Origin of the sequence: Nesterenkonia sp. CL21 (genome assembly GCF_031705515.1) — a bacterium.
Taxonomy (GTDB): Bacteria; Actinomycetota; Actinomycetes; order Actinomycetales; family Micrococcaceae; genus Nesterenkonia; species Nesterenkonia aethiopica.
In genome coordinates this window covers 48,225-74,451 of record NZ_JAUTWR010000010.1, presented here as the reverse complement: position 1 = coordinate 74,451, position 26,227 = coordinate 48,225, and the positions used below count along the sequence as shown (strand labels likewise).

25 protein-coding genes are annotated in these 26,227 nt (G+C 71.0%); 10 read left to right on the top strand and 15 right to left on the bottom strand.

Annotated elements, in window-relative coordinates:
* Positions 1 to 78: 78 nt before the first annotated feature.
* Positions 79 to 885, top strand: coding sequence for an SDR family oxidoreductase (locus tag Q7C18_RS13580; protein ID WP_311025838.1), 807 nt, complete (start codon positions 79 to 81; stop codon positions 883 to 885).
* On the opposite strand, the gene Q7C18_RS13575 is transcribed toward Q7C18_RS13580, so the two are convergent.
* The 5 genes from Q7C18_RS13575 to Q7C18_RS13555 form a co-directional block, all read right to left on the bottom strand.
* A complete protein-coding gene (locus Q7C18_RS13575; RefSeq protein ID WP_311025837.1) occupies positions 861 to 1,613 on the bottom strand; it encodes an FCD domain-containing protein in 753 nt (250 codons plus the stop codon). The genes Q7C18_RS13580 and Q7C18_RS13575 overlap by 25 nt on opposite strands.
* A gap of 71 nt (positions 1,614 to 1,684) precedes the next feature.
* A complete protein-coding gene (locus Q7C18_RS13570; protein ID WP_311025836.1) occupies positions 1,685 to 2,620 on the bottom strand; it encodes an alpha/beta hydrolase in 936 nt (311 codons plus the stop codon).
* Between the two features lie 113 nt (positions 2,621 to 2,733).
* A complete protein-coding gene (locus Q7C18_RS13565; protein ID WP_311025835.1) occupies positions 2,734 to 4,890 on the bottom strand; it encodes an iron ABC transporter permease in 2,157 nt (718 codons plus the stop codon).
* A gap of 44 nt (positions 4,891 to 4,934) precedes the next feature.
* Complete coding sequence (locus tag Q7C18_RS13560; protein ID WP_070160300.1) at positions 4,935 to 5,942, bottom strand: iron-siderophore ABC transporter substrate-binding protein; 1,008 nt, start codon at positions 5,940 to 5,942, stop codon at positions 4,935 to 4,937.
* 108 nt (positions 5,943 to 6,050) lie between these two features.
* Entirely contained in the window at positions 6,051 to 6,944 is an 894-nt protein-coding gene (locus tag Q7C18_RS13555; protein ID WP_311025834.1) for an ABC transporter ATP-binding protein, read from the bottom strand.
* Positions 6,945 to 7,366: 422 nt separating this feature from the next.
* Between Q7C18_RS13555 and Q7C18_RS13550 the strand changes: the two genes are divergently transcribed.
* The 3 genes from Q7C18_RS13550 to Q7C18_RS13540 are packed head-to-tail and all read left to right on the top strand — an operon-like array spanning position 7,367 to position 10,409.
* The gene (locus tag Q7C18_RS13550) at positions 7,367 to 8,539 is read left to right on the top strand and encodes an iron ABC transporter permease (protein WP_311025833.1); all 1,173 of its coding nucleotides are present in this window, start codon (positions 7,367 to 7,369) and stop codon (positions 8,537 to 8,539) included.
* A gap of 27 nt (positions 8,540 to 8,566) precedes the next feature.
* On the top strand, positions 8,567 to 9,592 hold the full coding sequence (locus Q7C18_RS13545) for an ABC transporter substrate-binding protein (protein ID WP_311025832.1): 1,026 nt from the start codon (positions 8,567 to 8,569) through the stop codon (positions 9,590 to 9,592).
* Complete coding sequence (locus tag Q7C18_RS13540; RefSeq protein ID WP_311025831.1) at positions 9,579 to 10,409, top strand: ABC transporter ATP-binding protein; 831 nt, start codon at positions 9,579 to 9,581, stop codon at positions 10,407 to 10,409. Before Q7C18_RS13545 ends, Q7C18_RS13540 begins: the two co-directional genes overlap by 14 nt.
* A gap of 282 nt (positions 10,410 to 10,691) precedes the next feature.
* Here the strand turns inward: Q7C18_RS13540 and Q7C18_RS13535 are convergent, their stop codons facing one another.
* From Q7C18_RS13535 to urtA, 9 genes are all read right to left on the bottom strand, one after another.
* The gene (locus Q7C18_RS13535; protein ID WP_311025830.1) at positions 10,692 to 11,198 is read right to left on the bottom strand and encodes a Fur family transcriptional regulator; all 507 of its coding nucleotides are present in this window, start codon (positions 11,196 to 11,198) and stop codon (positions 10,692 to 10,694) included.
* On the bottom strand, positions 11,195 to 11,782 hold the full coding sequence (locus Q7C18_RS13530) for a TetR/AcrR family transcriptional regulator (RefSeq protein ID WP_311025829.1): 588 nt from the start codon (positions 11,780 to 11,782) through the stop codon (positions 11,195 to 11,197). The genes Q7C18_RS13535 and Q7C18_RS13530 overlap by 4 nt, the downstream gene beginning before the upstream one ends.
* The gene (locus tag Q7C18_RS13525) at positions 11,779 to 12,441 is read right to left on the bottom strand and encodes a TetR/AcrR family transcriptional regulator (protein WP_311025828.1); all 663 of its coding nucleotides are present in this window, start codon (positions 12,439 to 12,441) and stop codon (positions 11,779 to 11,781) included. Before Q7C18_RS13525 ends, Q7C18_RS13530 begins: the two co-directional genes overlap by 4 nt.
* Positions 12,442 to 12,452: 11 nt before the next feature.
* Positions 12,453 to 14,177: a hypothetical protein gene (locus tag Q7C18_RS13520; RefSeq protein ID WP_311025827.1), complete on the bottom strand. Its 1,725-nt coding sequence runs from the start codon at positions 14,175 to 14,177 to the stop codon at positions 12,453 to 12,455.
* A gap of 26 nt (positions 14,178 to 14,203) precedes the next feature.
* Positions 14,204 to 14,902 (bottom strand): ATP-binding cassette domain-containing protein, encoded by a 699-nt coding sequence (locus Q7C18_RS13515; RefSeq protein WP_085437906.1) that lies wholly within the window; start codon positions 14,900 to 14,902, stop codon positions 14,204 to 14,206.
* Entirely contained in the window at positions 14,895 to 15,650 is a 756-nt protein-coding gene (urtD, locus tag Q7C18_RS13510; protein ID WP_070158524.1) for an urea ABC transporter ATP-binding protein UrtD, read from the bottom strand. Before urtD ends, Q7C18_RS13515 begins: the two co-directional genes overlap by 8 nt.
* Positions 15,647 to 16,978 (bottom strand): urea ABC transporter permease subunit UrtC, encoded by a 1,332-nt coding sequence (gene urtC / locus Q7C18_RS13505; RefSeq protein ID WP_311025826.1) that lies wholly within the window; start codon positions 16,976 to 16,978, stop codon positions 15,647 to 15,649. The genes urtD and urtC overlap by 4 nt, the downstream gene beginning before the upstream one ends.
* Positions 16,975 to 17,853, bottom strand: coding sequence for an urea ABC transporter permease subunit UrtB (gene urtB, locus Q7C18_RS13500; protein WP_237090229.1), 879 nt, complete (start codon positions 17,851 to 17,853; stop codon positions 16,975 to 16,977). The genes urtC and urtB overlap by 4 nt, the downstream gene beginning before the upstream one ends.
* Before the next feature lie 69 nt (positions 17,854 to 17,922).
* Positions 17,923 to 19,245, bottom strand: coding sequence for an urea ABC transporter substrate-binding protein (gene urtA / locus Q7C18_RS13495; RefSeq protein WP_311025825.1), 1,323 nt, complete (start codon positions 19,243 to 19,245; stop codon positions 17,923 to 17,925).
* A 316-nt stretch (positions 19,246 to 19,561) separates the two neighbouring features.
* Here urtA and Q7C18_RS13490 point away from each other — a divergent pair, with 316 nt between their 5' ends.
* The 6 genes from Q7C18_RS13490 to Q7C18_RS13465 are packed head-to-tail and all read left to right on the top strand — an operon-like array spanning position 19,562 to position 24,240.
* Positions 19,562 to 19,891, top strand: coding sequence for an urease subunit gamma (locus tag Q7C18_RS13490; protein WP_083277221.1), 330 nt, complete (start codon positions 19,562 to 19,564; stop codon positions 19,889 to 19,891).
* 14 nt (positions 19,892 to 19,905) lie between these two features.
* On the top strand, positions 19,906 to 20,238 hold the full coding sequence (ureB, locus tag Q7C18_RS13485) for an urease subunit beta (protein WP_070158527.1): 333 nt from the start codon (positions 19,906 to 19,908) through the stop codon (positions 20,236 to 20,238).
* A complete protein-coding gene (locus Q7C18_RS13480; RefSeq protein WP_311025824.1) occupies positions 20,238 to 21,941 on the top strand; it encodes an urease subunit alpha in 1,704 nt (567 codons plus the stop codon). The genes ureB and Q7C18_RS13480 overlap by 1 nt, the downstream gene beginning before the upstream one ends.
* 10 nt (positions 21,942 to 21,951) lie before the next feature.
* Entirely contained in the window at positions 21,952 to 22,731 is a 780-nt protein-coding gene (locus Q7C18_RS13475; RefSeq protein ID WP_311025823.1) for an urease accessory UreF family protein, read from the top strand.
* Entirely contained in the window at positions 22,724 to 23,479 is a 756-nt protein-coding gene (gene ureG / locus Q7C18_RS13470) for an urease accessory protein UreG (protein WP_311025822.1), read from the top strand. The genes Q7C18_RS13475 and ureG overlap by 8 nt, the downstream gene beginning before the upstream one ends.
* A gap of 56 nt (positions 23,480 to 23,535) precedes the next feature.
* Complete coding sequence (locus tag Q7C18_RS13465; RefSeq protein WP_311025821.1) at positions 23,536 to 24,240, top strand: urease accessory protein UreD; 705 nt, start codon at positions 23,536 to 23,538, stop codon at positions 24,238 to 24,240.
* Between the two features lie 95 nt (positions 24,241 to 24,335).
* Here Q7C18_RS13465 and Q7C18_RS13460 read toward each other — a convergent pair whose 3' ends face one another.
* Positions 24,336 to 26,180, bottom strand: a complete 1,845-nt coding sequence (locus Q7C18_RS13460; protein WP_311025820.1) for a phosphoenolpyruvate carboxykinase (GTP) — start codon at positions 26,178 to 26,180, stop codon at positions 24,336 to 24,338.
* Between the last annotated feature and the right edge of the window lie 47 nt (positions 26,181 to 26,227).

Below are 26,227 nucleotides of genomic sequence, written 5' to 3'. Positions count from 1 at the left end.
CCACCTCTCGCCGCTCGTCCGCCCACGCTCTCCACACCGTCGTCCGACCCCGCAGCCCTCCACAGAGACGGAGACTCCATGACACTGACAGGCAGGACAGCACTCATCTTCGGGGGCGGGTCCCTCGACGGGAAGCTCACCAATGGACTGGCTGCGGCCCAGGCCTATGCCGGGGCCGGCGCGGAGGTCGTCATCGTCGATCTCCAAGGCCAGGCAGCCCAGGACTCGAGGGAGGCCATCCTTCGCGCCCTGCCTGACGCCCGGGTCACGGCCCTTCAGGGTGATGTCACAGACACCGATTCCGTGCGGACATGCGTCGCGGAGGTGCTGCGGACTTCAGGGCGTATCGACATCCTCCACAACAATGTCGGTGTGGCGGTGATGGGCGGGCCCCTGGACCTGGAGGTCGCCGACTGGGACAGAGCGCTCCGGCTCAATCTGACCAGCGCGTTCGTGACGGTCAAACACGTCCTGCCGGTGATGCTCCGGCAGGGCTCAGGGAGCATCATCAACATCGCGTCGATCGGCGGGATGCGCCATGTCGGGTATGACTACCCGGCCTATGCCGCCGCGAAGGCCGGACTCATCCAGTTCACGGCACATCTTGCGATCCAGCACGGCCGGGACGGGATTCGGGCCAATGCTCTGTCTCCCGGGTTCATCGCCACTCCGATGATGCACCAGCAGATCACCGGCAGCCACAGCACCGCGGAGGAGATGATCGCCGCGCGGGATGCGCTGTCCCCCACCGGCGCCATGGGTTCGCCCGAGGATGTGGGGGCGGCGGCGCTGTTCCTGGCCTCCGACGCGGCTCGGTATGTGAACGGCGTCTGCCTCCCCGTGGATGGAGGATTCCTCCATCAGGGGGTCCCGGGAACGTCCTGATCATCGGCCATCCGCTGACGAGACTGCGTGGCGAAGAGCTCATCGAGCAGCGCGAAGTGGCGGTCCACCGCACATCGTGCGCGCTCAGGATCCTGCGCCTCCACCGCCTCCAGGATGTGGGCGTGGACCTGCCTGACCATGTCTCGCTCGTCGGCGAGGGTCACAAGCCGCAGGGTGCCCCGCAGGACCGCCCTCAGAACGCGTGACAGGAAGATCAGACCAGATGAGTTGGAGGCCACGAAGAGGCCCTCGTGGAAGTCGATGTCTGCGGCCAGGATGTCGGCGCCGTCATCGGACGCGCGCATCCGGTCCAAGGCACCGCGCATCGTGGCCAGTCCCTCCGGCACGGGGTCGGTGGTGGCCAGGATCGCCGCCTCCCGTTCCAAGGCGTGCCGCACCGTCACCAGAGACTCCACATGGATCTCCGAGGAGATCAGCCCGAGGATGAGGGCCTCACCCATCCGCTCAGGCTGCAGACCCGTGTACACCGCACCGGCCCGCTCTCTGCGTTCCACGACCCCGAGCGCCTCCAACCTCCCGATGCGGTCGCGCAGCGCCGTACGGCTGACACCGAGGCGCTCGGCGAGTTCCCGCTCGCCGGGCAGACGGTCACCAGGAGACTTCGTCCCGATCAGCTCGACCAGATCACCGAGGATCGGGTCGCGGAAGTGCGCGGCTGTGAAACGTTCGCCGTCTCGAAGCTCGGGCTTTCCCGTACCGGTGTCCACTCCTCGATCGTAATTCAGATCACAGCCCGGTGCGCCGGACGGCAGAGGACGCATCCCCCTGCCCCGCGCGATCACACTCGGCTGAGCAGCCCCTGACGGTCCAGCCAGTCGAACCAGAGGTCGATCCACGCGTCCACGGGGGTGCCGGTGACCCGGGCTCCGAAGCCGTGCAGCGCCCCGGGGTAGATGTGCCCCTCCACCGCTGCGCCGCTGAGGCGCCAGGTGTCGATGAGCTCCAGCACATCCCCGGCGCACAGCGGGTCGTGGACGTCGACCAGAGTGAACAGATCCGGAAGGCCCGGCTCCACCTCGAATCCGGCCTCCGGCAACCGTCCCCCGTAGATGCAGGCCAAGGAGCCCGGCCGCCTCTGCGGATCCTCGGCGGCGACGGCGGCTGAGATGGCGTACGCCCCCGCGGAGAAGCCGATCGCGCTCACCCGGTCGGCGTCCACGCCCCACTCCCCGGACCGACTCCGGATCAGCGCCAACGCGTCCTCGACGTCGTCGACCGCCAATCGCTGATGTCCGCCCCGGGTGTCCACCACATCGGAGTCTTCGCTCGGCGAGAAGGCGCTGGCCAGGTGGGCTCCGAAGTCCTCCAGCGTCTCACCGGTATGTCCCAGCCGGTACTTCAGGACGAACGCCGCCACCCCACGCTCCCGCAGGAGATGGGCGACGTCGGCCCCCTCGCTGTCCATCGACAGCTTCAGGAAGGCCCCGCCGGGGGCGATCAGCACCGCTGCACCCGTGGCCGTGCCGGGATCCGGCAGATAGGGGATCAGCGTGGGCCGGGTGACGTTGCGCAGGCGGTATCCGCCGTCATTGCGGCACAGCGCCTGCTCGCGGTCCGGGACACCGTCGGCAGGGCGCAGCGGGACCTCCGGCCCGGTGGCGCCCAGCAGCGTGGGCTCGGTGACGGTGAACGCCTGGGCGAAATGCCGGGCCAGGTCCTCGTAGCTGGGCTCCGGGTTCTGGTCCGGCGTCTGGTCTGGCATCGTCTCCGGCATGTCGTCGCCTCGCATCCTCGCCGCTGGTCCTCTTCTCCCTTCAGACTCTAGCCGACCTGACGTGACGGGCTTCACCCTCCGCGAGGACAGGAGCCGTCCGGCCGGCCCCGCGCTCAGGCCCGCGCCGGCGTCGTCGCCCGGGTGGTGCGGGAGGTGGACCGCTTGAGCAGCCACAGCAGGTAAGGGGGGCCGATGACCGCGACCACCAGGCCCGCCGGCAGCTGATCGGGTGCGATGACGGTCCGGCCGAAGGTGTCCGACAGGGAGACCAGTGCGGCGCCCAGCATGGCGGAGACCGGCAGGAACCACCGGTGCTCCCGGCCCACCAGCATGCGCGCCAGGTGCGGGGCGGCCAGACCGACGAAGCTGATCACCCCGACGGCGATCACCGCCACGGCGGCCAGCAGCACAGCGATGCTCAGCGCCACCCCGCGCACCACCGGCAGGGAGACCCCGAGGATCCTCGGGGTGACGTCGTCGATGCCCACCAGGTCCAGCTCCCGCCGCAGCGCCAGCAGCACCGGCACGGCGACCACCAGGAGCAGCAGCATCGGCCCCAGATCCCGCCAGGCGGTGCCGAAGGTGGACCCTCCGAGCCAGGAGATCGCCATGGCCTGATTGTGCGGGTGCGTGGTGGCGATGAGCAGCTGGGTGATCGCCTGCGCGGCGGTCATCACGCCGATGCCCACCAACACCACCGTCTCCGGGGAGCTGGTGCGCGAGCTGGCCAGGGAGAACACGATCAGGCCGGCCAGGACGGCACCGGCCGCGGCTCCTGCTGACATGGTCCACGCCGAGGAGGCCGGCAGCACGATCAGCGCGATCACCGCGCCCGCTCCCCCGGAGGCCGCCACTCCGAGGATGCCGGGTTCGGCCAGCGGATTCCGCGTCACGGTCTGCACCAACCCTCCGGCCACGGCCAGCACGGCGCCGGCCAGCAGAGCGGCCGCCACGCGGGGGGCGCGGAAGTCCAGGGAGATCTCGATGGCCCGCGGCGCCTGCCCCTGCAGCCACAGGGCCAGATCCCCCACGCGCAGCCACCAGTCACCCAGCAGCATGCCGGCGGCCACCAGTCCCAGCAGCAGGACGCCCACAGTGACGACGACGGCGAGCCTCCGCGAGAGCCGCACCCCCGAGGGAAGCCCCATGGCGGCGATCTCCTGGCTGCTGCCGCCGCTGCGCATGCGCAGGGCGAGCACCACCAGGAACACGGCGCCGATCAGAGAGGTCACCACTCCGGTGGGGATGCCGACCGCCAGGTTGAGGTCTGTGAAGCCGAAGACGCCGCCCAGGAAGATGGCCCGCACCCCGACGTCGGCTCCGAGGACGATCAGCGCCCCGAGCAGTCCGGAGCCCGCCATGGCCCAGCCGAAGCGGCCGAAGCGGATCACCCGGGTGGACAGCAGCCGCACGATGGCCGGGGCGCACAGCCCCACGAAGCCCAGCGGCCCCACCATGGTCACCGCGGAGGAGGCCAGCAGCACCGAGCAGACCAGCAGCCCACCGCGGACCAGGCCGACTCGCACGCCCATCGACTGGGCGGTGTCGCTGCCCAGGGAGAGCACATCAGTGGCCCGGGACAGCACCACCAGCACGGCCAGGGCCACGAGCACCACCGGCAGCAGGCGCAGCACCGCGCCGATCCCGGAGAGGTTCAGGGTGCCGGATCCCCACAGGAACAGCCCCTGGGTGGACTGGGCGTGGATCATCAGCAGCGCCGAGGTCACCGAGGCCAGCCCCATGGCCACCACGGTGCCGGCCAGCACCAGGCGGATGGGCGCGGACTCGGAGAAGCCGGTCAGCGCCAGCACCAGTCCCGCGGCGGCGAAGCCCCCGACGAAGGCCAGGGCGGCGGAGCTCAGCAGCGGCAGCGACAGCCCGAAGGCCGCCGCCGTGGTCAGCGCCAGGTGCGCCCCGGCGTTGACGGCCAGCGTGTCCGGGGAGGCCAGCGGGTTGCGGGTCATGGCCTGCAGCGCGCAGCCGGCGATGCCCAGCACCACGCCCACCACGAGACCGCCCACCAGCCGTGGCAGGCGGGAATCCAGGGCGATGGCGGTCAGCTGGGCGTCCTGACCGGTGACGACGGCGGACAGCAGGTCCCGGGCGCTGACCCCGGAGGTGCCCTGAGTCAGGTGCACCGCGGAGAGCAGCACCAGAAGCCCCAGCCCCACCATCAGGGTGAGCAGCACCAGGGAGCGGGCCTTCGCCGGGGTGGTGCGCGCCGCGGCGGCGCTGGTGCGCACCGCCAGAGCGTCCTTCTGCTGGGTCACGGGTGTCCGCCGTCGTCTCGTGTCAGTCGAAGCCGAAGCGGCGCTCAGGCGTCGTCGGCGACGGTCTCAGCGAGCTGCTCGGTCCACTGCATGGCCGAGCCGGGACCGCCGTAGAGCCAGGTGCGCTCGATGACGTGCATGCGGTCGTTCTCCACGAAGCCCAGCGAGTTCCAGGTGGAGTTGTCCTCCAGCGGAGCGAAGGGGTCCTCCGGCTCGGTGGAGGCGGTCCACCAGAAGAACTCGGTGTCGTCCGGCAGCGCGGTGAGGCCTTCGACGTCGGAGGAGCTGATCGCCCAGCCGGCGTCGCCCTCCTCCTCCCAGGCCGGGGTGAGGCCGATCTCTTCGCCCACGGCGCTGACCATGGCGCCGGGTCCGTGGAGCCGGAAGGTGGCGGTGTTGCCCTCCACCGAGGGGTAGACGACCACGAAGGGCGTGTCCTCGGCGTCGGCCTCGTTGAGGGTCTCCCGGGCGTCGGTGAGGGTCTGCTCGTAGTCGTCCCAGACCTGCTCGGCGTCGTCCTGCGCTCCGATCAGCTCCCCGATCTGGAAGAACGTGCGCTCCATGTGACCCAGCGGGTCGGAGGCGTCGGCGGACTCCTGCAGCACCACCGGGGCGATCTCCTCCAGGTCCTCCAGCATGCCGTCCGGCACGGACTCCTCGGCGCCGATGATGAGGTCCGGGTTCGCCTGGCCGATCGCTTCGATGCTGGGCTCGGTGCGCAGGCCGACGTCGACGACGTCCTCGTCGTCGATCTCCGCGGCGGAGGCCCACGCCTCGTAGCCTTCCAGGTCGGCCACGCCCACGAGGTTGCCGCCGAGCAGGGCGACGTTCTCGGTCTGGGCCCATTCCAGGGTGACGACGCGCTGCGCGGGAGCGTCGAGGGTGATCTCTTCGCCGGAGTGGTCGGTGACGGTGACCGGGCCGGTCTCCGCGTCGGTGCCGGTGTCCTCGTCGGTGTCGACGTCAGTGGTGCCGCAGGCGGTCAGCGCCAGGGATCCGATGGCGGCCAGGGACAGCAGCCAGCGGGTGGAGGGGGCATCGGTGAGGGTCATGGTGTCCTTTCGGGACGTGAGGGGTTCAGGGCTGCTCGGGTGCGACGCCCGCAGCCGACCCGGACGGCACGGGGCCGCCCGAGCAGATGGGGAGGATCCGGGGGGGGATCAGGCCGGCACGGCCAGGGTCCGGGAGTCGTCCCGGGTCTGGGCGGCGGACGGATCCTCGGCGCTGCGTCCCCGGCGTCCGGCGCGCCGGGCACGGACGGCGAGCCCGCCGTCGGGCAGGGAGGTGACGTCGATGGGCACGCGATAGACCTCGGTGAGCCGCTCCGAGGTCATCACCGCGGACGGAGACCCGGCCGCGACGACCCGCCCCTCCTCGAGGAGGACCACGTGATCGGCGATGTCGGCGGCCTGCTCCAGGTCATGCAGCACGACGCCGATGGTCAGGCCGTGGACGTCGGCAAGGTCCCGGATGAGGTCCAGCAGGCTCATCTGGTGCTTCAGGTCCAGGAACGTGGTGGGCTCGTCGAGCAGCAGCACGTCGGTCTGCTGGGCCAGGCAGGTGGCCAGCCAGACCCGCTGCAGCTGACCGCCGGAGAGCTCAGTGACCGGCCGGTGACGCAGATCCTCCAGCCCCGCGAGCGCCACGGCCCGTTCCACGGCCTCCGCACCTCCAGGATCGGTGCGGCGGAACCGGCCCCGGTGGGGGTGGCGTCCGAGCTCGACCACCTCGGCCACCGTCAGACCGGTCGGCGTGGGCCGCTGCTGGGCGAGGATCGTGAGCCGCTTGGCGAAGCTGCGCGGCGAGAAGCTGGTGATGTCGACGTCGTCGAGGCTCACCTGGCCCTCGGCGTCGGCCAGTCGGCACATGCCGCGCAGCAGCGTGGTCTTGCCGCTGCCGTTGGGGCCGATCAGCGCGGTGACCCCGCCGGGCAGCAGCTCGGCGTCGACGCCGTGGACGATGCGGTGGGGCCCGTAGGACACGGACACGTCGAGGGCACGGAGCGAGGTCCGGGACGTCTGCGCCGAGTCCGGGCGCGTAAGGTTCGACAGCACGGGGTCATTTTGCACATCTGCATCTTACTCAATCAAGCATAGGTTCACCTAAGAGATGTGAGGAACGCATCCCCGAACGGGCCTCCCGAACCCCACGCACCGGCATGGATCCGCACCATGCGGGCCATTCACGGGGTCCAGATCACACGACACGACGGTGTCATATCACCCCGGCATGCCCCCTCACCGGGTGATCTCACCGGTTCGTGTCTGCGGCAGTGTGAGCGATTCGTCCCCCGCACGCGCTTCTCGTGGAGGCATGACCCCACCTCGGCGCGCCGCCGCGCCAGGCTCAGCGCACGAATCCGGCCCGGGATGTAACACGGCTGACATGTCGAGGTCCCTAGGCTTCATGCGACATCGTTGCAGGACGGGACTGCGGCGCCACGGCGTCGGCAGCTCCCCCGACGGACAGGACGAAGATGACCCTCACCGGCACCGGCTCGGCCGCTCGGGTCGGCCGCACGCGGCGCCCTCCTGCTGCCGTCCTTCCAGCCCCGGGACACGCCGCCACCGGTGGCGCGGCCCCCACCGGCCCACGCCGTCACGGCCTCACCTCCGGTCCCCGGCGCCGTGCGGCCGGGTGGACCATCGGCCTCTCGGCAGCGCTGCTGGTCTCCGTCCTGGTCTGCGTGGGCATCGGTCCCGCACCCATCGCCCCGGCCACGGTCGCCGGGGTGATCGCCCACCAGCTCGGCCTGCCCGTGACGCCCACGTGGACGGACGCCCAGGAGGCGATCGTGTGGACGATGCGCGTGCCGCGTGTGCTGCTCGGTGCCGCTGTCGGGGCCGGTCTGGCGCTGTGCGGAGCCGCCCTGCAGGCCATGGTCCGCAACGTCCTGGCTGATCCCTACATCCTCGGCATCTCCGGAGGCGCGTCCACCGGGGCCGCCGGAGCCATCCTCTTCGGATTCGGCGCCGGCGCCGGGCAGCAGGCGCTGCCGCTGAGCGCCTTCCTCGGAGCCATGGCCGCCTCCCTGCTGGTCCTCGTCGTCGCCCGGTCCCAGGGTCAGGTGACCTCGCTGCGCCTGCTGCTCGCGGGTGTGGCCGTCGGCTATGCCCTCTCGGCCACCACCAGCTTCCTGATCTTCGCCTCAGACGATGCCGAGGGCTCCCGGACGGTCATGTTCTGGCTGCTGGGGTCCCTCTCCCTGGCGCGCTGGGACCCGTTCCTGCTGCTGGTGCTCGCCCTGGTGGGCGCCAGTGCGATGGTGCTGATGCTCTGGTCCCGGCGGCTCGACGCCCTCGCCCACGGCGACGAGACCGCTCGGGCTCTGGGAGTCCGCCCGACGCAGGCCCGCGTCCAGGTCCTCACGGTCGTCTCCCTGGGCACCGGGGCGATGGTGGCCGCCGCCGGGGCGATCGGCTTCGTCGGGCTGGTCGTGCCGCATCTGGGCCGCCGCCTGGTCGGCGCCGTCCACGCGCGGCTGCTCCCCGTGGTCGCCCTCCTCGGCGCAGTGCTGCTGATCTGGGCCGATGCCCTGTCCCGCGTCCTCATGCAGCCCCGGGAGCTGCCCATCGGGATCGTCACCGCCCTGGTGGGCGCGCCCTTCCTGCTCCTGCTGATCCGCCGCATGCACGCCCGGACCTCCTGACCGGATCCACCCCTCGGAAGGACTCCCATGACTCCCGGACCCCGCCAGCCCCACTCCGCTGCCCCAGCAGCGCCGGCCGCCCTCGCGGCGCTGTCGGTGCTGTCGGCGCTGGCGGTGCTGGCCCTCAGCGGATGCGCGGACGAGGGCACCGCCGCGGAGCCAGAGCGCGGCGACGCGGTGACCGTGACCGACTGCGGCCGCGAGGTGGCCTTCGAGGCCGCTCCCGAGCGGGTCATCCTTCTGGAGACCGCCCCGGTGACCATCCTGGACGGCCTGGGAGTGATGGACCGCGTCGTCGCCCGGGCCGGGGACTTCCCCGCGGGGTACTACTCTGCGGAGCTGGCACGGCAGATCCAGGACATCCCCTCGCTCTCAGAGGATCTGGACGCCTCCGGGCATCTCATGCTCTCCCAGGAGGAGGTCGTCGCCCAGGAGCCGGACCTCGCCCTGGGGCTGCCCGACGGCGTCACCCGGGACGGGCTCCGCGACGCCGGCATCGCGGTGCTGGAGCAGGAGCTGCACTGCCCGAACCACGGCACGGACGCAGACTTCGAGACCCTCTGGGCGGAGATCGACCGGCTGGGCACCGTGTTCCGCGCCCCGGAGGAGGCCACCACGCTGATCGACGAGCTGCAGGACCGGGTCGCCGCCGTCGAGACCAGCGACGCCGTCCGGCAGGAGTCGCGCACCGCCGCCGTGCTGTACCCATCGGTCGGCGGCGGGCCTGTCTACGCCTACGGCACCGGATCCATGGCCCAGCCGCAGATCGAGGCGGCCGGGCTGGAGAACGTGTTCGCCGACGTCTCCGAGCGGGTCTTCGAGGTCCAGACCGAGGAGCTGGTGGACCGGGACCCGGAGGTTCTGATCCTGCTGCACCAAGGAGAGCCCGACGGCGTCGCCGAGGCTGTGACCTCCCTGCCCGGCGCGGAGACGGTGCGAGCCGTGGAGGACGGGTCGATCATCGTGCAGCGGTTCAACTTCACCGAACCGGCGTCGCCGCTGACGGTGGAGGGCCTGGAACGGATCACCGAGGAACTGCATGCCGACCGCTGACCCGCCTCCGGTCCTGCACACCTTCGGCCTCGACTGCGCCGTCGGCGCCGGGCGCGGCAGGCGCGTGATCCTCCGCGACGTCGCCCTCACGGTCGCCGCCGGGGAGGTGGTGGGGCTCATCGGCCCCAACGGCGGCGGAAAGACCACGCTGCTGCGGACGCTCAGCGGGGCGCTGCCCCCGGCCCGCGGGCAGGTGCTGCTGCACGGGCGCCCCCTCCACCGACTCACCGCCCGACAGACCGCCCGGGAGGTCGCTCTGGTGGCCCAGGAGCCCTCGGGAGAGCTGGCGCTCAGCGTGGCCGAGACGGTGCTGCTGGGACGCACCCCACACCTGGGTATGCTCCAGCGCCAAAGCCGCCACGATGAGGAGATCGCCGAGCGTGCCCTGAGAGAGGTGGGAGTGCACCACCTGGCCCCGCAGGAGGTCAGCAGCCTCTCCGGCGGCGAGCGGCAACGGGTGATGATAGCCCGCGCACTGGCGCAGGAGGCCACCTGCCTGCTGCTGGACGAGCCCACCAACCACCTCGACATCGGGTTCCAGCACCAGGTGCTGCAGCTGCTGCGCGGACTGCGCATCACCACGGTGGTGGTGCTCCACGATCTCAACCTCGCCGCCCGCTACTGCGACCGGCTCCTGCTGCTCCACAACGGCGGCGTGCGCGCCTCCGGGCGGCCGGACGACGTGCTCGCCCCCGACCTGCTGGACGAGGTCTACGGCGTCGGAGCCGACCCGGTGGCGGCCTCCGACGGCACCGCCCAGCTGCTGTTCCGCCGCGAGGCGAGACCGCCCAGCACCCCGAAGGAGCACCGCCCATGAGCGTCCAGGACGCCCTGGACGACCACTGGACCCGGTGGGCCCCGACGACGAGGCGCAGCAGCAGAGCCGGCTGAGCAACCCCCAGGAGACCGGAGCCTGGGGTCGCGTCTGGTGCCCCGCACTCCCTTCGACCCCGGCGCGCGTCCTCGACGTCGGCACCGGCACCGCCCCGGCCCGTGGAGCGCGCCGCCGCTGGCTGAGGCCGAGGACATCTCCGTCATCGCCGAGAGCGCATCGCGCGGGCGGGGTTCAGCGACGTCATCGTGGAGGAGCTGCCGGAGATCATGGAGCGGGAGAGGTGCCGCGACAACCAGGGCAGCGACCGAGCAGCGTGGAGCGCTGAAGGTCCAGGCGGAAGCCGACTCTCCCCTCCAGCACGGCCGCGAGCTCCTCGAGCTCCTGGCGGGGCAGCGCCGTCACGGCGTCGCAGCGGTCGCAGTGACCATGCAGATGCGAGGCCGAGGCCAGATGGTAGGCCGCCGCACCTCCCGGCAGCTGCCGGACCGAGACCAGCCCAAGGGCGGAGAAGATCTCCAAGGTCCGGTACACGGTGGTGCGGTGGACTCCTCGGGCCGCCAGCAGGCTGGCCAGCTCGTCGGCGCTGAGATGCTCGTGACGCCCCGCCAGCACCTCCAGCACCGCCCGCCGGGCGGCGGTGAGCCGCTCACCGGCCTGGCGCAGCCGACCCAGCGCCTCCTCGACCAGCCGCCGCTGGCCGCCGTCGTGCAGGACGTCGTGTGCGTGCTCGACCGCGGCGGGGCCGGGTGCGGGCCGGGGGCAGCCGCTCATCGGTCGCCCGCCGGTGCCCGCAGTGCGTCCAGCAGCGCCTCGGCGGCCCAGCCTGCGGCGTCGGCGACGTCCCGGACCTCCGGCCCCACCTGACGGTCCAACGCCACCCAGGAGGACGCGGAGTCCAGGTGGCACAGGGCTGCGACGAGCCCTGCACGCTCCTGCGCGCCGACCCACGGTGTCTCCTGGCGGATCAGCTCGTCGAGCCGAGCGGCGTCCGGGGCCGTGCCCAGGCCGGCGTCGCCCCGTGTGGCGGCCTCCGCCGCCAGATGGGCGAGCTCAGGGCGGCGCGCGTAGGCCTCCATGGACTCCCGCACAATGAGCGGCAGGTCGAAGATCGACTCGGCCGACCGGCGGGTGAAGACCGCATGCTCCAACCAAGAGGCGGCCGCCAGCTGCAGCTCGCCCCGGGTCCCGTAGTGCCGGAACACCGTGCGCTCCCCCATCCCGGCGCGCCGGGCCACCAGCCGGAAGGAGACGTCGTCGGAGCCCAGCTCCTCCACCAGCTCGGCGAAGGCCGAGAGGATCCTCGCCTGCGTGCGGCTCAGGCCCAGACTCTCCGCAGGATCCTGCCCAGCGGTCACCGGTGCGCCTCCTGAGTTCGGCTTCCCTCTCCTGCGCCCGCGCCCCGCCCGAGGGCGACCTCCGCCGTGTCCACCGCCGTGTCCACCGCCGTGTCCGCCGCCGTGTCCCGGGCAGTGTCGAACCTGCCGGTGAGCCGCCCCGCGGACTGGCGGAACGCCGCGGTGACGGCCGCGGCATCCATCGCGAAGCCGGCGCGGCAACGGGCCCAGAACTGGGCCGAGGAGAAGTGCACGAGCCCTCCGGTGAGCCGGGCGACGTCCCGACGTCCGAGCCGGGGCAGCTCGCCGGCGACCATGGTCGCCACGGCCTCGGAGAAGAAGCTGGGATGGACCGGTCCCACCGGGGAGACCACCTCGGCGCGCGCCACCACCAGGGCATGCCCCGGTGCGGCGTCGAAGGCTGAGAATCGGCGCTCCGCCGCGCGGAGGAACTCCTCCCAGGTGAGGAAGGTCGGCACCGGGAAGGTCCCGTCCTCCAACGCCCGAGCGACGGCGGTCAGCAGATGCCCCTGCGTGGGGAAATGCCGGTAGACGGTGCGTTCGGAGACTCCGACGGCCTCGGCCAGCCGGCTGTAGGGCACGTCGTCGAACGGAGCCAGCGGCATCGTCTCGGCGGCGCAGGCCACGATGGCCTCCGCCGTCTGCGGCTGTGCGCCCATCCTGCCCGCTCTCATCTCATCACCGCCCCACCCCGGGCCTGCCTGTCCACCATCTGCGGCGTCCCCCGCGTCCCCCACGGCGGCGCCGCCGTGGCGGACCCGCCGTCGGCCGGCAACACATAGCGGTCGGCATCGGCGAGGGTCAGCGCCAGCGAGGAGATGTGCTGGGTCTCCCCGAAGGGCCCGGGTTCCGCTGAGGCCAGCATATCGGGGCGTTCGAAGGTGTATCCGGTGACGTGGCAGCGCAGCCGCGCCGCCGACGGGCTGCCCTGGTCGTCGATCAGCGGCAGGTCGATGCCGTCCCAGCGGCGCCGCAGATACCACTGTCCCCGGGTCAGGGCCGCGACGGTGGGCGTCACGACGGCGGCCACCAGGATCGCCACGCCCACGGCGAAGGGCCGCAGAGCCTCTCCGAAGACGCCGAAGAACGTCAGCAGCGACAGCAGCGAGGCCGCGCCCACCGAGACCAGACCCACGGGGTTCCAGTCATGCAGCATGCCCCGACGATGCTCCGGCACCACCGGGGAGATGCCCAGAAGACGCTTGTTCACGGCGATGTCCACCGCCACGGTGACGAGCCAGGCCATCACCACGTTGGCGTACAGGCTCAGCACGAAGGACATCAGCGCGAAGACGTCCATGACCATCAGACCGTAGGCCGCCGAGAGGTTGACCAGCACGAACGGTGTCCGGCCCGGATACCGTCTGGTGAGGCGCGTGCAGGCGTTCAGGCAGGCCAGCGAGCCCGAGTAGCCGTTGGTCACGTTGATCTTCACCTGAGCCACCACCACCAGCGTCATCGCCAGCACGACGGCCAACCAGTCCGGCATGAGCCGCTCGTAGAGGCCCAGGATCTGCACCACCGGCTCCGCGGCACGGCCGCCGAGGGTGGGATCCACGCGCGCAAGCACATAGACCGCCAGGAAGACGCCGATCATCTGCTTCGCGCCGCTGAACGCCACCCAGCCGGGCCCAGCCAGCAGCACCGAGGCCCACCAGCGCCCGCGGTTCGCCCGCGTGCGCGGCGGCATGAACCGCAGGTAGTCGAGCTGTTCGGCCAGCTGCGGAGCCAGCGCGAAGCACACGGCGGCGCAGGCGACGACGGCTCCCAGCTCGACCATGCCCTCCCCCGCGCCGTCGAAGGCCAGGAAGGACTCCACGACGTCGGGATCGGTGAGCACCACCCAGACCAGCGGAACCAGCGCCAGCACGAGCCACAGCGGGGTGGTCCACCGCTGGAGTCGTTCCAGGGCCCGCATGCCGAAGATGACGATGGGGATCACCACCAGGGTGGAGAGCAGATACCCCACCGGCAGCGCGACGCCCAGCCCGACGTGCAGCGCCTGGGCCATGATCGCCCCCTCCAGGGCGAAGAAGAGACAGGTGAACCCGGCGAAGATCAGCGTGGTGATGACCGAGCCGCGGTAGCCGAAGCCGCAGCCGCGGGTCAGCAGGTCGATGTCCAGGTTGTAGCGGGCCGCATACACGCTGATCGGCAGGCCCACCAGGAAGATGATCACCGAGGCCAGCAGGATCCCCAGCAGGGCGTTGAGCGTCCCATGCTCTATCCCGATGCTGGCCCCGATGGAGAAGTCGGCCAGGAAGGCGATGGATCCCAGCGCGGTGCCGCCCACGGCCAGGGTGCTCCAGCGGCGGAAGCTGCGGGGGACGTAGCGGAAGGCGTAGTCCTCCAGGCTGTCCTCCGCCGCGCGCCGTGCCCGCTCTGCCGCCGTCATCGTCTGAGCCGTCTCGTCAGGGGCGCTCAGATGGCCATCGCCTGGCGGACCGCGTCCTGGGCTCCGGCTCCGCCCGCTCCGGCGCTGGTGACCCGTCCGGCCGCCAGGACGGTGTACCGCTGAGCGGCATGCAGCGCGAAGTCGATGTGCTGGACGGCCAGCAGCACGCTGAGTCCCTCGTCGGCGGAGAGGCTGAGGATGGTGTGCTCGATCTCGGCCACCACGGAGGGCTGGATGCCCTCGGTGGGCTCGTCCAGGATGAGCAGCTTCGGCTCCGTGATGAGCGCACGCGCGATGGCCAGCTGCTGGCGCTGGCCGCCCGAGAGCAGCCCCGCCTTGCGGTCGATGACCTCCGTCAGGGCAGGGAACCGTCCCAGGGCCTGGTCCACCAGTGCGGCGCGTCGCGCGCCGCGGCGCCGGTCGGCGACCACCTGCAGGTTCTCCCGTGTGGTGAGCTGCTCGAAGGACTGCTGGCCCTGCGGCACATACGCCATGCCGCGGGCCACCCGGGCGCTGGGCGGCAGAGCGGTGACGTCCTCGCCGTCGAACAGCACCGTGCCGCCGGTGGGGCGGATCAGCCCGATCGCGGTGCGCAGCATGGTGGTCTTCCCTGCACCGTTGTGGCCCAGGACCGCGGCGATCCCCTGCGGGGCTCCGTGGAGGCTGACGTCGTGGAGCACCCGGGTGGCGTCATAGCCGGCGTCGACGTGCTGGAGCTCAAGCATGGACGAGCTCCTCCTCGGGCTGGGCGGCGGTGCCGAGGTAGACCTCCTGGACCCGGGGGTCCTCCTGGACCTCGGTCACCGAACCCTGGGAGAGCACCTGCCCCTGATGCAGCACGGTGACCCGGGAGGCGAAGGTGCGCATGAACTCCATGTCATGCTCCACCACGACGACGGCGCGTCCCCGCTTGACGCGGTGCAGCAGCTCTCCGGTGGCCACCCGCTCGTCATGGCTCATCCCGGCCACCGGCTCGTCGAGCATGAGGGCCTGGGCATCCTGGACCAGCAGCATGCCGATCTCCAACCACTGCTTCTGCCCGTGGGAGAGCGTGCCTGCCGCGGCGTCCTGCAGCTCGGTCAGCCCGGTGTCCCGCAGGGCCTGCTCGACACGGGGCTCCACGCTGCGGCGCATGCCCAGCAGAGCGGGCCAGCGACGGTGGAGCCCCGCCGCGATGTCCAAGTTCTGCACCACCGTGAGCTGCTCGAAGACGCTGGCGGTCTGGAAGGTGCGGCCCACTCCCCGCCGTGCGGTCGCCTGCACGGACCGGCCGAGCAGCTCCGTGCCACCCATCGTCACCGATCCGGAGCCTCGCACCAGCCCGGTGATGGCGTCCACACAGGTGGTCTTGCCGGCGCCGTTGGGGCCGATGAGGAAGTGCACCTCGTCGTCCGCGGCGTCGAAGGAGACCCCTCCGACGGCGGTGAAGGCTCCGAAGCGGACCCTGAGATCTCGGATGCTGAGCGCGGTCATGGCCGGTCTCCCTCCTGGACCGTCAGGTCCGGCTGGGTTGGATGGTCTGCACGATCTGAATGGCCGGGCTGATCCGGCTGATCCGGCAGATCCGGCAGATCGGGCTGGCCGGAGTCGTGGGGGTGGTCGCTGCCAGGTCCGCCGTCGCGGGGTCGGAACCGGGTGAGGATCGAGGCGACCCCGCCGGGCAGGATCGCGATGACCAGCACCAGCAGCAGCCCCTGGAGGTACGACCACCCGGACGGGAAGGTCTCGGCGAGTGAGGACTCCGCCCACGCGACGGCCAGAGCGCCGATCACCGGGCCGAACAGCGTGGCCCGCCCGCCGATGGCCACACCGATGACGAACGCGATGGACGGCACCACGCCGATCTCCGCCGGGGAGATGATCCCCACCAGCGGGACGAACAGCGCCCCGCCGATGCTGGCCATCACGGCCGCCGTCGCGAAGGCCGCCGTCTTGATCAGCGCCGGGTTGTACCCCAGGAACCGGACCCGTTCCTCGGCGTCGCGGGTGGCCACCAGCAGCTCGCCGAAGCGGCTGCGCATCATCCACCAGGCGATCGCCACCAGGAGGATGAGCACGGCGGCCGCCAGCAGGTAGATCGCCCTCCGGTTAGCCGGGTCGTAGAGGGAGAAGCCCAGGAAGGACTGGAATCCGGAGAGCCCGTTGGACCCGTTGAGGGTGGCCTGCTGACCCACCAGCAGCACGGCGAAGGCGAAGACCATCGCCTGGTTGAGGATCGCGAAGTAGGCCCCCTTGACCCGACGGGTGAACACCGAGAGTCCCAGCACGACGGCGACGACCGCGGGCAGCAGCAGAATCGCGGCCACGGTGAACAGCCCGCTGCGGAACGGCTCCCACCACCACGGCACGTCCGCGCCGAAGGTCAGCATGAACTGTGGCGCCGCCAGGCCCTGGAGCTCGGCGTCGGCCAGCTGCATGTGCATGGCCATCGCATAGGCCCCCAGTCCGAAGAAGACACCCTGGCCGAGGGTCAGCATGCCGCCGCGGCCCCAGGCCAGCCCGATGCCGACGGCCACGATGGCGTAGCAGATGAACCGGCCGAGCTGGTTGAGCCGGAAATCGGTCAGCAGCATCGGGGCCAGCACCAGCAGTCCCAGGGCCAACAGCCCGAGCCCGATCATGGCATGCCTCGGTCCGGGGACCTCGGGGCCGCCGGTGAGACGCCTCAGCCCGGCCAGCAGCGCCTTTCCGGTCGGCAGCGTCCTGCCGGTGCCGCGGGCCGATGCCGAGGCGCGCTGTGGAGTGCGGGGCGCGGCGTCGGGGGTGGGGCGGGATGTGCCGCCGGTGGCGGTGATGCTCATGCGAGGCTCCTTGTCCGCACGGAGAACAGCCCTTGGGGGCGGATCTGCAGGAAGGCGACGACGATCACCAGGACCAGGAACTTGGCGATGCTGGCCGTGGTGCCGACCTCGATGAAGGCCTGCAGGATCCCGAGGCTGAAGGCCGCGATGACCGCTCCCTTGATCCTGCCGATGCCGCCGGCCACGACGACCAGGAAGGCGTCGACGATGTAGCTGGTGCCCAGCGTGGGGCTGGTGGACCCGATCAGGGTGATCGTCACTCCCGCGACGCCGGCCAGGCCGGAGCCGATGAAGAACGTCAGCCGGTCGGTGCTGCGTGTGGAGATCCCGGAGGTCTCCGCCAGGTTCCGGTTCAGCACCACCGCGCGGATCCTGCGCCCCAGCGCGGTGTGGGTCATGAGCAGCGAGAGTCCGGCGACGACGGCGACGACCAGACCCAGGATGAAGATCCGCGACGTCGGCACGGCTGTGCCGAGGATCTCCACGCTGCCCTGCAGCCAGGACGGGGTGCGCACGTCGACGGCGGGGGCGCCGAAGACGTCCCGGGCGAGCTGCTGCAGGATGATGCCCACCCCGAAGGTGGCCAGCAGCGTGTCCAGGGGACGGTGGTACATGTGACGGATCAGCAGCTGCTCCAGCAGGACCCCCAGCAGACCTCCCACCAGGAAGGCCGTCGGGATCGCCACCAGCAGGGAGATCCCGGCGTGCCCCAGGACGCTCTGCACCACGTAGGCCGTGTAGGCGCCCACCATGATGAACTCGCCGTGAGCCATGTTGATGACGCCCATCTGCCCGAAGGTCAGCGCCAGACCCACCGCGGCCAGCAGAAGGATGGACCCCACACTGACCCCGGCGACGAGCTGGGAGAGGATCATGTCCACGACGAGGTCCCCCTCGCCCAGGGTCGGGGGCGCCCGGGCGGAACCCGGCGCGGGTCTCGCAGCTCACTCATCCCCGGACCCCTGATCCTCAGACCCCTGATCCTCAGGTTCCTCGTCCCCTGCCTCCTCAGCCTCCTCCTCGTCGGCCCAGGAGTAGGTCTCCAGGAACGGGTCGGGCTCGGTGAGCTCTCCCTCCCAGATCGTCTCGATCAGCCCGTCCTCGGTGATCCGGCCGATCCTCGGGGTCTTGGTCACGTGCTGGGTCTCCCCGTCCACCGTCACGGTCCCCTCGGGCGCGTCGAAGGAGATGCCGTCGGCGGCTTCGCGGATCGCGGGGACGTCGAAGGATCCTGCCTCCTCGACCATGGCCGCCCAAAGGTGGAGGCTCGTGTAGGCGGACTGCATGACGTCCGAGGTCACTCGGGTCTCTCCGTACTCGTCCTGGAAGGCCCCTACGAAGGCCTCGTTCTCCGGGCTCTGGAGCGTCTGGTAGTAGTTCCAGGAGGTCAGCTGACCCTCGACGTTGGCAGCACCGATGCCGTCGATCTCCTCCTCGGCGATGGACACCGAGAGCACCGGCATGGTCTCGGCGTCCAGGCCCAGGGAGTTGTACTGGCGGAAGAACGCCACATTGGAGTCGCCGTTGAGCGTGTTGAACACGGCGTCGGCGTCTGAAGAGGCGACCTGGTTGGCGATGGTGGTGAAGTCGGTGGACCCCAACGGCGTGTAGTCCTCCCCGAGGATCTCGACGTCGTGCTCCTCGGCCCATTGCCGGATGATCATGTTCGCGGTCCGAGGGAACACATAGTCGGAGCCGACCAGGTACAGGGACTCCACGCCCTCCTCCTGCAGGAGGTAGTCCAGCGCCGGAATGATCTGCTGGTTCGTGGTCGCCCCGGTGTAGAAGATGTTCTCAGACGCTTCGAGGCCCTCATACTGGGTGGGGTAGAACAGCAGCGCGTCGTGACCCTCGAAGACCGGGCGCATGGCCTGCCGGGAGGCGGAGGTCCATCCGCCGAAGACGGCGGCGACACATTCCTGGGCGACGAGCCGCTCGGCCCGCTCGGCGAAGGTCGCCGGCTCGGATGCGCCGTCCTCTTCCACGATGTCGAGCTGTTTGCCCAGCACGCCGCCGTCGGCGTTGATCTCCTCGGCGGCCAGATGCAGGACGTCGTTGACCGTGGTCTCGCTGATCGCCATCGTCCCGGACAGGGAGTTGATGAAGCCGATCGTGATCTCCTCACCGTCCACGTCCACGCAGGACTCGACGGCGGCGGCCTCCTCCCCGGCCCGGGCGCCGCAGGCGGAGAGCAGCAGCACGCCGACCGCGCCCAGCGCGGCAGTGGCTCTCAGGGATCGATTGCGATGCTGGTGGTGATCGCCCATCTGGATGGTCAGCTCCTCATTCGGATGCGAGTGGGTGACCGCGCCGTGACGCGGTGGAACCAGCCTCTGGGAGTGGCATTACTCTGACGTTGCTCGGATATTTCTCTTCTGTAAAAGATTCCTGACGCATCGCCTGCTCCTCTCTCCGCACATCCCCTGATATGACGGCGAACAATGGGCTTCACTGGGTTCTCACCATCTTCAGACAGGGATGGTGGAGGAGATTTTTCCCTCACCCCTGAAACATCTTCATGGCAGACTTCTGACACCGGCATCCTCCGGGGTCTGACTCCCGACGATGCCAGGGACGCACGGTATGCACGGGACGACGAGAGGGACCACGGTGCACTTCACTCCCGCAGATCAGGAGAAGCTCCTGCTGGCCACCGCGGCCATGGTGGCTCGAGACCGCCGCGACCGCGGGGTCCGGCTGAACCTGCCCGAGTCGGTCGCGCTGCTGTCCTCCTGGGTGATCGAAGGCGCCCGCGAGGGACGGACCGTCGCCGACCTCATGGAGGCCGGCCGCCACGTGCTCACCCGCGGCGAGGTCATGGACGGCGTCCCCGAGGCCCTGACCGACATCCAGGTGGAGACGACCTTCCCCGACGGCCGGAAGCTCGTCACCCTCCACCACCCGATCGACTGAGGAAGGCCCACCCCATGGCAGGAGCATCATCGTCCGGCCCCGGAGCGATCCGGGTGCGGCCGGGCACCCTCGAGCTCAACGCAGACCGCGGCGCCCAGGAGCGCATCACGCTGGTCTTCACCAACACCGGAGACCGCCCCATCCAGATCGGCTCCCACCTGCACCTGCCCGACGCGAACCCTGCCCTCGAGTTCGACCGTGAGGCGGCCGCAGGCCATCGCCTCGATGTGCCGGCCGGGGCCTCGCAGCGTTTCGAACCCGGTGCCTCCCGGGAGCTCGCCGCCGTCGCACTCAAGGGCCGGCGGCATGTGGCCGGCCTGCAGATCCGTCCGGAAGGAGACGCCTGATGGTCAGCATCGACCGAGCCGCCTACGCCGCCATGTTCGGGCCCACGGTGGGCGACCAGATCCGCCTGGCCGACACCGACCTGTGGATCGAAGTGGAGCAGGACCACACTGTCGGCGGCGAGGAGGCGGTCTTCGGCGGTGGCAAGTCCATCCGCGAGTCCATGGCGCAGAGCGTGGTCAGCCGGGCCGACGGCGCCCTGGACACCGTCATCACCAACGCGATCATCCTCGACTGGTGGGGAGTCGTGCGGGCCGACATCGGCATCCGGGACGGACGCATCGTCGGCATCGGGCACGCCGGGAACCCGGACATCTCCGACGGCATCTCCCCCGAGCTCATCATCGGGCCCTCCACCGACGTCATCTCCGGGGAGGGAAAGATCGTCACCGCCGGGGCGATCGACTCGCATGTGCATCTGATCTCGCCCTCGCAGATCCATGAGGCGCTGGCCACCGGGATCACCACCGTGGTGGGCGGCGGCACCGGTCCCTCCGAGGGCTCCAAGGCCACCACCGTCACCCCGGGGCCGTGGCATCTGCGGCAGATCCACCGGGCCCTGGACGCGCTGCCGGTGAACGTGCTGCTGCTGGGCAAGGGCAACACGGTCTCCCGGGACGGCCTGGACGAGCAGGCGCTCGGCGGGGCGGCGGGCTTCAAGGTCCATGAGGACTGGGGCTCCACCCCGGCGGCCGTCGACGCCGCACTGAGCGCCGCGGACCGCTGGGGCCTGCAGGTGGCCCTGCATTCGGACTCCCTCAACGAGGCCGGCTTCGTGGAGTCCACGATCCGCGCGATCGACGGACGCTCCATCCACGCCTTCCATATCGAGGGCGCCGGCGGCGGGCACGCCCCCGACATCCTGACCCTGGCCGGCCTGCCGCACATCATCCCCGGCTCCACCAACCCGACGCTGCCGCACACCGTGAACACCGTGGCGGAACACCTGGACATGCTCATGGTGTGCCACCACCTGAACCCGTCGGTCCCGGAGGACCTGGCGTTCGCCGAATCCCGCATCCGCGGGACCACGATCGCCGCGGAGGACATCCTCCATGACATGGGTGCGCTGTCCATCACCTCCTCGGACGCCCAGGCCATGGGCCGCATCGGAGAGGTCATCACCCGCACCTGGCAGGTGGCCCACGCCATGAAGCACCGCCTGGGTCCTCTGGGCGGCGGGCTGCCGGCGGACAATGAGCGCGCCCGCCGGTACGTCGCCAAGTACACCGTCAACCCGGCCATCGCCCATGGGATCTCCCACGACGTCGGCTCGGTGGCCGTCGGGCGTCTGGCGGACCTGGTCGTGTGGGACCCCCGGCACTTCGGGGTCCGCCCCTCGGTGGTCGTGAAGGCCGGCTCGATCGTCTGGGGCGCCCTGGGGGACCCCAACGCGTCCATCCCCACGCCGCAGCCGGTGCTGCAGCGCCCCACCTTCGGTGAGCTGGCCGGCGCCGACCACGCCGTGACCTATGTGGCCCCGGGAGCCGTGGATGACGGCGTCGAACAGCGGCTGGGTCTGCGCCGGACCGTCCGGCCTGTGCACCCTACCCGGGAGGTCGGCAAGGCGGACCTGAAGAACAACACCGCTCTGCCGGACATCCGCGTGGAGCCGGACACCTTCGAGATCTCCATCGACGGCGATCCCGTGGAGCCGGCGCCCGCCCAGGAGCTCCCGATGGCTCAGCTCTACTCGATGTTCTGAGGGCGATCTGATGTCCCTGTCTCCCCTCACCGCCGCGCCGTCGTCTGGACCCGCAGCTGCGCCGTCGGACGCCGGCGTCGTCGCGCTGCTGCTGGCCGATGCGCGCCTGCCCTCGGGCGGGCATGTGAACTCCGCCGGGCTGGAGCCTGCGCTCATGGCCGGGCTGTCGCGCTCCGAGGTGCCCCAGTTCCTGCAGGTGCGCGCCCGGACCGCCGCCCTGGTGGACGCGGCGACCGCCGTGGTGACCAGCCGCAGCCTGTTCGCCGCGGGCTCGGAGACGGAGCTGGAGCTGGGCCCCCTGTTCCGGCAGCTGGACCGCGCATGGGCGGCCCGCACACCCAGCCAGGCCTCCCGGCACATCGCCCGGGAGCTCGGACGCGGACTGCACCGGCTGGCCGCGGCCCTGTGGCCCCAGGCTCCGGGTCTGCGGGCGCTGGGTCTGCAGTCTCTGGGTCAGACAGGGGGCTCGGTGTCCGAGCGTGTCGCCCCGCCGCGACCGCTGGTGCTCGGGGCCGTGGCGGCCCACGTCGGCCTGGGTGCGGAGGAGCTCATGCGTCTGGCCGTCTATGACGACGTCGCCTCCGCCGCGGCCGCCCTGCTGAAACTGGATCCCGGTGATCCCGTGGAGGCCATGGCGATGGTGCTGCAGGCCTGCCGCGCCGCCGAGCCTGCGGTGCAGGCGCTGGCCGGGATCACAGCCGCCGGGCAGATCCCGGCGCCCAGCGCACCCCAGACCGAAGAATGGATCGAAGCACACACACTCACCACCAGGAGGCTCTTCCGTGCCTGAGCACCACCATTCGCCCGTGTCCACCTCTGCACCCACGCTCTCGTCCCCGCGCGCCCTGCGGCTCGGCATCGCCGGCCCGGTGGGCACCGGCAAGTCCTCACTCATCGCGCTGATCTGCCGGGCGCTCGGCGAGGAGCTGCGGCTGGGCGTGATCACCAATGACATCTACACCGACGAGGACGCCCGGTTCCTCCGCTCTGCCGGCGTGCTGGAGCCTGAGCGCATCCGGGCGGTGGAGACCGGGGCCTGCCCGCACACGGCCATCCGCGACGACGTCACCGCCAATCTCCTGGCGGCCGAGGACATCGAACGGGACTTCTCCCCGCTGGACGCCCTGCTGATCGAGTCCGGTGGCGACAATCTCACCGCCACGTTCTCGCCCGCCCTGGTGGACGCACAGATCTTCGTGCTCGACGTCGCCGGCGGCGGTGACGTCGCCCGCAAGGGCGGCCCCGGCATCGGGCGGGCCGATCTGCTGGTGGTCAACAAGACCGACCTGGCCCCGCATGTCGGGGTGGACGTCGCCCAGATGGTCGCCGACGCGGAGCAGGCGCGCGAAGGGCGCGCCGTGCTGGCCCTGTCCCGGGAGGATGCCGACTCCGTGCAGGCCCTGCGCCGCTGGGTGCTGCAGGTGCTGGCCGCCCACCGCAGCGGCGAGCATGTGCCGCAGGACCCGGGCCCCATGGCCCCGCACTTCCACGCTGATGAGGAGCACCCCGAGGGCGGGTATGTGCACTCTCACCACTGAGCCGCAGCACCGGCCGGTGACACCGCCCGAGAGCCGCATATCGGAGGTCGGCTGAGATGCGCATCGCCGTGGCCGCAGGCGGACCCCGGGCCCGGGTGGAGCTGGTGGTGGGCTCGCTGGCTCCCCGGCTGATCTCCCGGGGGGCACGGCACGTCCACGTCGGCGTGACTGCGGCCGAGATGCTGCTGCTCGACGGCGACACGGTGGAGGTGTCCGTGCAGGTGGGGCCCGGGTGCGTGCTGCACATCGAGGACATCGGCGGCACCGTCGCCTATCCCCGCCGGAACGTCGCTGACCAGGCCAGCCCTCCGGCGCGCTGGCTGCTCGACCTCCAGGTCGCCCGCGGCGGGGTGCTCCTGTGGCAGGGGCTGCCCTTCGTCGTCGCCGGCGCCGCCGACGTCGTACGACACACCACGCTGACGCTGGCCGAGGACGCCCGGGCCGTGCTGCGCGAGACCCTGGTGCTGGGCCGCCACGGGGAACGAGGCGGACGGGTGCGGTCCGGGCTGGAGATCCACGACGACGGCGGTCCGGTGCTGCTGGAGGAGCTCACCGTCGACGGTGAGCACCCCGAACCGGGTGTGCTCGGCGACCGACGAGTCGCGGACACCCTGCTGGCGGCGGGCTTCCGGCCTCCCTCCGAGCAGGGAGACCTGCGGCTGGAGGCCCCCGGGGCGCTCGCCCGCCACCTGGGCGCCGCCACGCACGACTCGCCGCTGGACGAACGGTTCCAGCGCTGGGCCGCAGCCGCGGAGTCCTGACCACCCGGCCTCAGGGACCGCACACGACGACGCCCGGCACCGGACCGTGTCACGGTCCGGTGCCGGGCGTCGTCGTGTGCGGTCCCGCGAGGGCGTCAGGCGCCCACGCGGTCGCGCAGCTGCTGCAGCTCCGCCTGGATGGACTCCGGCAGAGACTCTCCGAAGCGGTCGAACCACTGCTCGATGTCAGCCAGCTCGGCGGTCCATTCCTGCTGGTCCACCGTCAGCGCGTCGTGGAGGTCCTCGGCGCTGATGTCCAGGCCGGTGGTGTCCAGCGCCTCGGGGGTCGGGGTGAGGCCGATCGGGGTCTCCACCGCCGCGCCGCGGCCCTCGATGCGCTCCACCACCCACTTCAGCACCCGGGAGTTCTCCGCGAACCCGGGCCAGGCGAAGCCGCCGTCGCGGTTCCGGCGGAACCAGTTGACCAGGAAGATCTTGGGCAGCTTCTCCGGGTCGGCCTTGCCGGAGACGCGCACCCAGTGGTTGAGGTAGTCGCCGGCGTCGTAGCCGATGAACGGCAGCATCGCCATCGGGTCCCGACGGACCTGGCCGACTGCACCCTCGGCGGCGGCGGTGGTCTCCGAGGACAGCGTCGCACCGAAGAAGATCCCGTGGTTCCAGTCCCGGGACTCGGTGACCAGAGGAACCGTGGTCTTGCGGCGGCCGCCGAAGAGGATGGCGTCCAGCTTCACCCCGTCCGGGGAGTAGTACTCCTCGGCCAGCATGTCGGTCTGATCGATCGGCGTGCAGAACCGGGCGTTGGGGTGGGCCGCCGGCCTGTCGGCGTCGGGAGTCCACTCGTTGCCCTGCCAGTCGATCAGGTGCGACGGCGGCTCCTCCGTCATGCCCTCCCACCAGACCCCACCGTCATCGGTGAGGGCGCAGTTGGTGAAGATGGAGTTGCCCTTGGCGATGGCGCGCATCGCGTTGGCGTTGGTGTGCCACCCGGTGCCGGGAGCCACGCCGAAGTAGCCGGCCTCCGGGTTGACCACCCGGAACTCGCCGTCCTTGCCGGGACGGATCCAGGTGATGTCGTCCCCGAGGGTCTCGGCGGTCCAGCCCTCCAGCGTGGGGTCGATCAGCGCCAGGTTGGTCTTGCCGCAGGCCGAGGGGAAGGCCCCGGAGATGAAGTAGCTGCGGCCCTCAGGGCTGGTGAGCTTGAGGATGAGCATGTGCTCGGCCAGCCACCCTTCGTCCCGGGCCATGGCCGAGGCGATGCGCAGCGCGTAGCACTTCTTGCCCAGCAGGGCGTTGCCGCCGTAGCCGGAGCCGTAGGACCAGATCTCCCGGGTCTCCGGGAAGTGGACGATGTACTTCTCCTCGTTGCAGGGCCACGGGACATCCTCCTGGCCCGGCGCCAGCGGAGCACCCACCGAGTGCACGGCGGGCACGAAGAACGCGTCGAGCTCCTCCATGCGGCGCAGCACGTCGGTGCCGATCCGGGCCATGATCCGCATCGAGGCGACCACGTAGGCGGAGTCCGTGACCTCCACACCGAACTTGGGATCCTCGGCGTCGAGCGGGCCCATCACGAACGGGATCACATACATCGTCCGGCCGCGCATGGAGCCGTCGAACACCCCGGCCAACGTGGAGCGCATCTCGGTGGGGTCCACCCAGTTGTTGGTGAAGCCGGCGTCGCGCTCGTTCTCCGAGCAGATGAAGGTGCGGGACTCCACCCGCGCAACGTCGGCAGGGTCGGAGAAGGCGGCGAAGGAGTTCGGGAAGTCGGGGCTGGTGAGCCGGGTCAGCGTGCCCGCCTCGACGAGCTCCTCGGTCAGCTGGCCATATTCCGCATCGCTGCCGTCCACCCAGTGGATCCGATCCGGTGTGGTCAGTTCTGCGATGTCGCTGACGAACTGGATCAGCTTCTCGTGCGTCGTGGGGGCATCCACCTGGATGTCCTCCGCACCGGGCGCCTTTGCAACGGTGTCGACCATCGTGTCCCTCCATTGGGTTCTTCAGTGCACGTGGGTTCTTCAGTGCA

Bases quoted from the DNA above. Each gene is read 5' to 3' on its own strand.
- Q7C18_RS13580 (WP_311025838.1), top strand. From the start codon at position 79: ATGACACTGACAGGCAGGACAGCACTCATCTTCGGGGGCGGGTCCCTC.
- Q7C18_RS13570 (WP_311025836.1), bottom strand. From the start codon at position 2,620: ATGCCGGAGACGATGCCAGACCAGACGCCGGACCAGAACCCGGAGCCC.
- Q7C18_RS13560 (WP_070160300.1), bottom strand. From the start codon at position 5,942: ATGACCCTCACCGATGCCCCCTCCACCCGCTGGCTGCTGTCCCTGGCC.
- Q7C18_RS13550 (WP_311025833.1), top strand. From the start codon at position 7,367: ATGACCCTCACCGGCACCGGCTCGGCCGCTCGGGTCGGCCGCACGCGG.
- Q7C18_RS13545 (WP_311025832.1), top strand. From the start codon at position 8,567: ATGACTCCCGGACCCCGCCAGCCCCACTCCGCTGCCCCAGCAGCGCCG.
- Q7C18_RS13540 (WP_311025831.1), top strand. From the start codon at position 9,579: ATGCCGACCGCTGACCCGCCTCCGGTCCTGCACACCTTCGGCCTCGAC.
- Q7C18_RS13535 (WP_311025830.1), bottom strand. From the start codon at position 11,198: ATGAGCGGCTGCCCCCGGCCCGCACCCGGCCCCGCCGCGGTCGAGCAC.
- Q7C18_RS13525 (WP_311025828.1), bottom strand. From the start codon at position 12,441: ATGGGCGCACAGCCGCAGACGGCGGAGGCCATCGTGGCCTGCGCCGCC.
- Q7C18_RS13520 (WP_311025827.1), bottom strand. From the start codon at position 14,177: ATGACGGCGGCAGAGCGGGCACGGCGCGCGGCGGAGGACAGCCTGGAG.
- Q7C18_RS13515 (WP_085437906.1), bottom strand. From the start codon at position 14,902: ATGCTTGAGCTCCAGCACGTCGACGCCGGCTATGACGCCACCCGGGTG.
- urtD (WP_070158524.1), bottom strand. From the start codon at position 15,650: ATGACCGCGCTCAGCATCCGAGATCTCAGGGTCCGCTTCGGAGCCTTC.
- urtC (WP_311025826.1), bottom strand. From the start codon at position 16,978: ATGAGCATCACCGCCACCGGCGGCACATCCCGCCCCACCCCCGACGCC.
- urtB (WP_237090229.1), bottom strand. From the start codon at position 17,853: ATGATCCTCTCCCAGCTCGTCGCCGGGGTCAGTGTGGGGTCCATCCTT.
- urtA (WP_311025825.1), bottom strand. From the start codon at position 19,245: ATGGGCGATCACCACCAGCATCGCAATCGATCCCTGAGAGCCACTGCC.
- Q7C18_RS13490 (WP_083277221.1), top strand. From the start codon at position 19,562: ATGCACGGGACGACGAGAGGGACCACGGTGCACTTCACTCCCGCAGAT.
- ureB (WP_070158527.1), top strand. From the start codon at position 19,906: ATGGCAGGAGCATCATCGTCCGGCCCCGGAGCGATCCGGGTGCGGCCG.
- Q7C18_RS13480 (WP_311025824.1), top strand. From the start codon at position 20,238: ATGGTCAGCATCGACCGAGCCGCCTACGCCGCCATGTTCGGGCCCACG.
- Q7C18_RS13475 (WP_311025823.1), top strand. From the start codon at position 21,952: ATGTCCCTGTCTCCCCTCACCGCCGCGCCGTCGTCTGGACCCGCAGCT.
- Q7C18_RS13465 (WP_311025821.1), top strand. From the start codon at position 23,536: ATGCGCATCGCCGTGGCCGCAGGCGGACCCCGGGCCCGGGTGGAGCTG.
- Q7C18_RS13460 (WP_311025820.1), bottom strand. From the start codon at position 26,180: ATGGTCGACACCGTTGCAAAGGCGCCCGGTGCGGAGGACATCCAGGTG.